The organism is Streptomyces aureus, from assembly GCF_001418135.1.
Lineage (GTDB): Bacteria > Actinomycetota > Actinomycetes > Streptomycetales > Streptomycetaceae > Streptomyces > Streptomyces aureus_A.
Map to the genome: position 1 here is coordinate 1 of NZ_LIPQ01000634.1, position 4,752 is coordinate 4,752.

Sequence of the window (4,752 nt, forward strand, 5' to 3'; positions counted from 1 at the left end):
CAGGGGTATCAGACCGGGCGTCGGCGGTGGGGGCGGCGGCGGGTAGCCGTATCCGGCGCCGTAGGGCGGGGGCCCTGGATGACCATGGGGCGGCCCTGGGGGAATCGTCATGCGGGACACCGTATCGGTCGGCTTTGTGTACGGCCGTACGCATCGTTGTGTACGCTTGTACGCATGGGTTACGGACTGCTCGCGGGCGCCATCGCGGCGGAGATACTCGCCACCACCTCCATGAAGTACAGCGAGGGCTTCAGCAAGCTCTGGCCCTCGATCGTCACCGGCGTGGGCTACGTGGTCGCCTTCGCGCTCCTGGCACAGGCGCTCAAGACGCTCCAGGTCGGCACCGCGTACGCCATCTGGTCCGGCGTCGGCACCGCCGCCGTGGCCGCCATCGGCGTCCTCTTCCTCGGCGAGACCCTCAGCCTCGCCAAGATCGCCGGGATCGTCCTCATCGTCGCCGGGGTCGCCGTCCTCAACCTGGGCGGCGCCCACTGATGGCCCGCCCCCGCCGCCACGACCCCGACCGGCGCGAGCGGATCGTCGACGCGGCGCTCCGGGTCGCCCGCCGCTCCGGGATCGCGGGGCTCAGCCACCGCACGGTGGCCGCCGAGGCCGATGTGCCGCTGGGCTCCACCACGTACCACTTCGCCTCCCTCGACGAACTTCTCGTCGCCGCGCTCCGCAAGGCCAATGAGGGCTTCGAGCGGCTGCTCCGCGAGAACTCCGCCCTCGGCGCGCCGGACACCGACCTCGCCGCCGCGCTCGCCCGCTTCATGGGCGAGTGGCTGGACGGCGAACGAGCCCAGGTGGAGCTGGAGTACGAGCTCTACCTCGCCGCACTGCGCCGCCCCGCGCTCCGCCCCGTCGCCGCCGAGTGGGCCGAGACCGTGGTCTCCGTCCTCTCCTGCCGCACCGACCCCGGCACCGCGCGCGCCCTCGTCGCCCTCGTGGACGGGATCTGTCTCCAGTCCCTGCTCACCGGCGAGCCGTACGACGAGGAGTACGCGCGCGTGATGCTCACGCGGGTGCTGCGCCCGGCGTGAGCCAGAGCCGGGCACGGGCCGTACCCGACCTGAAGGAAGGACCGAGACGGACCCTCCCGCACTCGTCGGAACCGCCCACGCGCTCGACCGACACCTGAGACCGGTTGGCCCGCGCGGGGCCCCGCCGGTTAGGTTTTCCGTCATGACCACTGCTCCTCGCACCACCGGCGCCGTCGCCGCCGGCCTCGCCACCATCGCCGGCGACGGCACCGTTCTCGACACCTGGTTCCCCGCCCCCGAGCTGACCGAGGCGGCCGGCCCCGCCGGCACCGAGCGGCTCACCCCCGACGAGGCCGTGAACGCCCTCGGCGAAGGCGCCGCCAAGGCCCTCGGCGTGGACGCCCGCCGCGGCGTCGAGGTGGTCGCCGTCCGTACCGTCATCTCCTCGCTCGACGAGAAGCCGCTCGACGCCCACGACGCCTACCTGCGTCTGCACCTGCTCAGCCACCGCCTGGTCAAGCCGCACGGCCAGAGCCTGGACGGCGTCTTCGGCCTCCTCGCCAACGTCGCCTGGACCTCGCTCGGTCCGGTCGCCGTCGACGACCTCGACAAGGTCCGCCTCAACGCGCGCGCCGAGGGCCTGCACCTCGCCGTCACCAGCGTCGACAAGTTCCCGCGGATGACGGACTACGTCGCGCCCGCCGGGGTCCGGATCGCCGACGCCGACCGGGTCCGCCTGGGCGCGCACCTCGCGGCCGGCACCACCGTCATGCACGAGGGTTTCGTCAACTTCAACGCCGGCACCCTCGGCACCTCGATGGTCGAGGGCCGGATCTCCGCCGGTGTCGTCGTCGGCAACGGCTCCGACATCGGCGGCGGCGCCTCCACCATGGGCACCCTGTCGGGCGGCGGCAACGTCGTCATCTCGATCGGCGAGCGCTGCCTGATCGGCGCCGAGGCGGGCGTCGGCATCGCGCTCGGTGACGAGTGCGTCGTCGAGGCCGGTCTGTACGTCACCGCCGGCACCCGGGTCTCGATGCCCGACGGCGAGATCGTGAAGGCCCGCGACCTCTCCGGCGCCTCGAACATCCTGTTCCGCCGCAACTCGGTCACCGGTGCCGTCGAGGCCCGCCCGAACAACGCGGTCTGGGGCGGGCTGAACGACATCCTCCACAGCCACAACTGATCCGGTGACTCTGCGTTAACAGAAGGCAGAGTCACCGCACGCAGACAAGGCGAGGAGTCGACATGAGGACGAAGCCCATGGTCGCAGGAGTGCTCACGATGGCGGCGGTCCTGCTGTCGGCCGGGACGGCCGCGGCGGACGAGACGCACACCCACAACGGGCCCACCGTCACCAACGGGCCCAGCCTCTCGCTCCACACGGGTCAGATCGACGACCCGCTGGAGGACGTCCTGGAGCACGCCGCGATCCTCGGCAGGACCTACACCACCGACTCCGCCTGAAGCAGCGCCTCGTACAGACCACGCAGCCCGTCGACCGACTCCCGGTCGGCGGGCTGCAGCGGTTCGCGCACCGGGCCGCCGAGCAGCGCCTTGACGGTCACCGTGCCGGGCAGGCCCGCGGCCATCATCCGTTCGGCGAGCGGCAGCAGCCGGGCGTTGAGCCGGGCCGCCGCCGCCGTGTCGCCCGCGACGAAGGCGTCGAGGACCGCGCGCAGCTGGCGGGGCGCCACGTTCGCCACCGTGCTGACATAGCCGGCGCCGCCGACCGCGTACAGCGGCAGGTTCATCTCCTCGCAGCCCGAGTAGTACGCGAGCGGGGTCTCCGCGATCACCCGGGCCGAGCCCAGCAGGTCGTAGGCGCAGTCCTTGACCGCCACGATCCGCGGGTGCTCGGCGAGCCGCCGCAGCGTCGCGGTCTCGACGCGGGTGCCGGTGCGGCCGGGGATGTCGTAGACCATCACCGGGAGACCGGTCGCGTCCGCGACCTTCAGGAAGTGGGCCTCGACGGCCGACTGCGGAGGGCGGCTGTAGTACGGGGTGACGACGAGCAGCCCGTCCGCGCCGGCCGACTCGGCCTGGCGGGCCAGTTCGGCGGTGTGGCGGGTGTCGGCGGTGCCGACGCCCGTGAGGACCGAGGGGCCGGGGCCCACGGCCTCCCGGACGGCGCGGACGAGCGCGGCCTTCTCGGCGTCGGTGGTGGTCGGCGACTCACCGGTGGTGCCGTTGAGGACCAGACCGTCGCAGCCCTCGCCGACGAGCCGGGCGGCCAGCTTGCCGGCCTCGTCGAGGTCGAGCCCGCCGTCCGGGGCGAACGGGGTGATCATCGCGCAGAGCGCGCGGCCGAAGGGACGCGCCGGGCGGGAAGGGGAAGTGCTCATCACCGAAGTCTGGGCGGCCTGCACCGTGAAGGTCCACTTAGATCTGCTTCCGCTGAAAGGTCACGGTCACTTAAGCGTGAGGGCTCTGGCATGATCGACGGGCGCGACAGGGGGACAGGGAGAACAGCACAGCATGAGCTCACACAGCACCGGCGACGGACGCGTCGCCCTCGTCACCGGCTCGTCCTCGGGCATCGGCGCCGCCGTCGCCCGCCGGCTCGCCGAGGCCGGATACCGGGTCGTGGTCAACTCCGCCCGCTCCGTCGAGGCGGGCGAACGCCTCGCCGCCGAACTGCCCGGCGCCGTCTACCTCCAGGCGGACGTCTCCGACGAGACCCAGGCCGGGGCGCTCGTCGCCCGGGCCGTGGAGACCCTCGGCCGCCTCGACCTTCTCGTCAACTGCGCGGGGACCACCCGGTTCATCCCGCACGACGACCTCGAAGCCGCCTCGCCCGAGGTCTGGCGCCACCTCTACGACGTCAACGTCATCGGCGTCTGGCAGACCGTCACCGCCGCCGTCCCGCACCTGCGGAAGACCCGCGGCGCCATCGTCAACGTCTCCTCCCAGGCCGGAGTCCGGCCGGGCGGCAGCTCCATCCCGTACGCCGTCTCCAAGGCGGCCGTCAACCACATGACGAAGCTCCTCGCCAAGACCCTCGGCCCCGACATCCGGGTCAACGCGGTCGCGCCCGGCCTCATCGACACCCCCTGGTTCGACGGGGTCGACGGCGCCGACGAGGCCAAGGCCCACGTGGCCGACGTGGTCCCGCTGCGCCGGGTCGGCCGGGCCGAGGACATCGCCGGGGCCGTCCACGACCTGGCCCACTCCGCGTACATCACCGGCGAGGTGCTCCTCGTGGACGGCGGCGGCCACCTGCTCGGCTAGACCCTGTCGGCCGGGCCGGGCCCGCGCCGTCAGAGCGCGAGCTTGAAGCCCTCGTGGCTGCGCGCGTACCCCAGGGAGGCGTAGAAGCGGTGGGCGTCCGTCCGCCGCTTGCCGCTGGTCAGCTGGACCAGCGCGCAGCCGCGTTCCCGCGCGCGTGCCGCGGCCCGCTCCATCAGCTCCCGGCCGAGCCCGCCGCCGCGCCGGTCGGCCCGGATCCGGACCGCCTCGACCAGGGCCCGCTCGGCGCCGCCCCGGCCGAGCCCCGGGATGTACGTGACCTGGAGGCAGCCCAGGACCAGCTCACCGTCCGTCAGGACCAGCATCTCGTTGCGGGGATCGGCCCCGATGTCCGCGAAGGCCCGCTCGTACGCCTCGGTGACGGTGACCGAGGCGGGGTCCACGACGGTGTCCTCGTCGGCCAGGAGCGCGAGGACGGCGGGGAGTTCGGCACGGGTCGCGGGGCGCAGGTTCAGGTCACGAAGGATCATGGCGCGAAGTCTCGCACGGGAACGGGGGTTGACCTCAACCATGGTTGAGG

Annotated in this window: 7 protein-coding genes; 5 read left to right on the forward strand and 2 right to left on the reverse strand. The window is 72.9% G+C overall.

Features of this window, described 5'->3' with window-relative positions; all coding sequences use genetic code 11:
* The first annotated feature begins 174 nt into the window (after window positions 1-174).
* The 4 genes from AOK00_RS35440 (at window position 175) to AOK00_RS35455 (ending at window position 2,450) form a co-directional block, all read left to right on the forward strand.
* Window positions 175-495, forward strand: a complete 321-nt coding sequence (locus AOK00_RS35440) for a DMT family transporter (RefSeq protein WP_055604212.1) — start codon at window positions 175-177, stop codon at window positions 493-495.
* On the forward strand, window positions 495-1,043 hold the full coding sequence (locus AOK00_RS35445; RefSeq protein WP_055604213.1) for a TetR/AcrR family transcriptional regulator: 549 nt from the start codon (window positions 495-497) through the stop codon (window positions 1,041-1,043). The genes AOK00_RS35440 and AOK00_RS35445 overlap by 1 nt, the downstream gene beginning before the upstream one ends.
* Before the next feature lie 142 nt (window positions 1,044-1,185).
* Window positions 1,186-2,169, forward strand: a complete 984-nt coding sequence (dapD, locus tag AOK00_RS35450) for a 2,3,4,5-tetrahydropyridine-2,6-dicarboxylate N-succinyltransferase (protein WP_055604214.1) — start codon at window positions 1,186-1,188, stop codon at window positions 2,167-2,169.
* 62 nt (window positions 2,170-2,231) lie between these two features.
* Entirely contained in the window at window positions 2,232-2,450 is a 219-nt protein-coding gene (locus AOK00_RS35455; RefSeq protein ID WP_055604215.1) for a hypothetical protein, read from the forward strand.
* Here the strand turns inward: AOK00_RS35455 and dapA are convergent.
* Window positions 2,429-3,328, reverse strand: coding sequence for a 4-hydroxy-tetrahydrodipicolinate synthase (gene dapA, locus AOK00_RS35460; RefSeq protein WP_055604218.1), 900 nt, complete (start codon window positions 3,326-3,328; stop codon window positions 2,429-2,431). The two genes, AOK00_RS35455 and dapA, sit on opposite strands and share 22 nt — an antisense overlap.
* Before the next feature lie 133 nt (window positions 3,329-3,461).
* On the opposite strand from dapA, the gene AOK00_RS35465 reads away from it, so the two are divergent.
* Entirely contained in the window at window positions 3,462-4,214 is a 753-nt protein-coding gene (locus tag AOK00_RS35465) for an SDR family NAD(P)-dependent oxidoreductase (protein ID WP_055604216.1), read from the forward strand.
* Window positions 4,215-4,243: 29 nt separating this feature from the next.
* Here the strand turns inward: AOK00_RS35465 and AOK00_RS35470 are convergent, their stop codons facing one another.
* A complete protein-coding gene (locus AOK00_RS35470; protein WP_055604217.1) occupies window positions 4,244-4,702 on the reverse strand; it encodes a GNAT family N-acetyltransferase in 459 nt (152 codons plus the stop codon).
* Window positions 4,703-4,752: the final 50 nt, after the last annotated feature.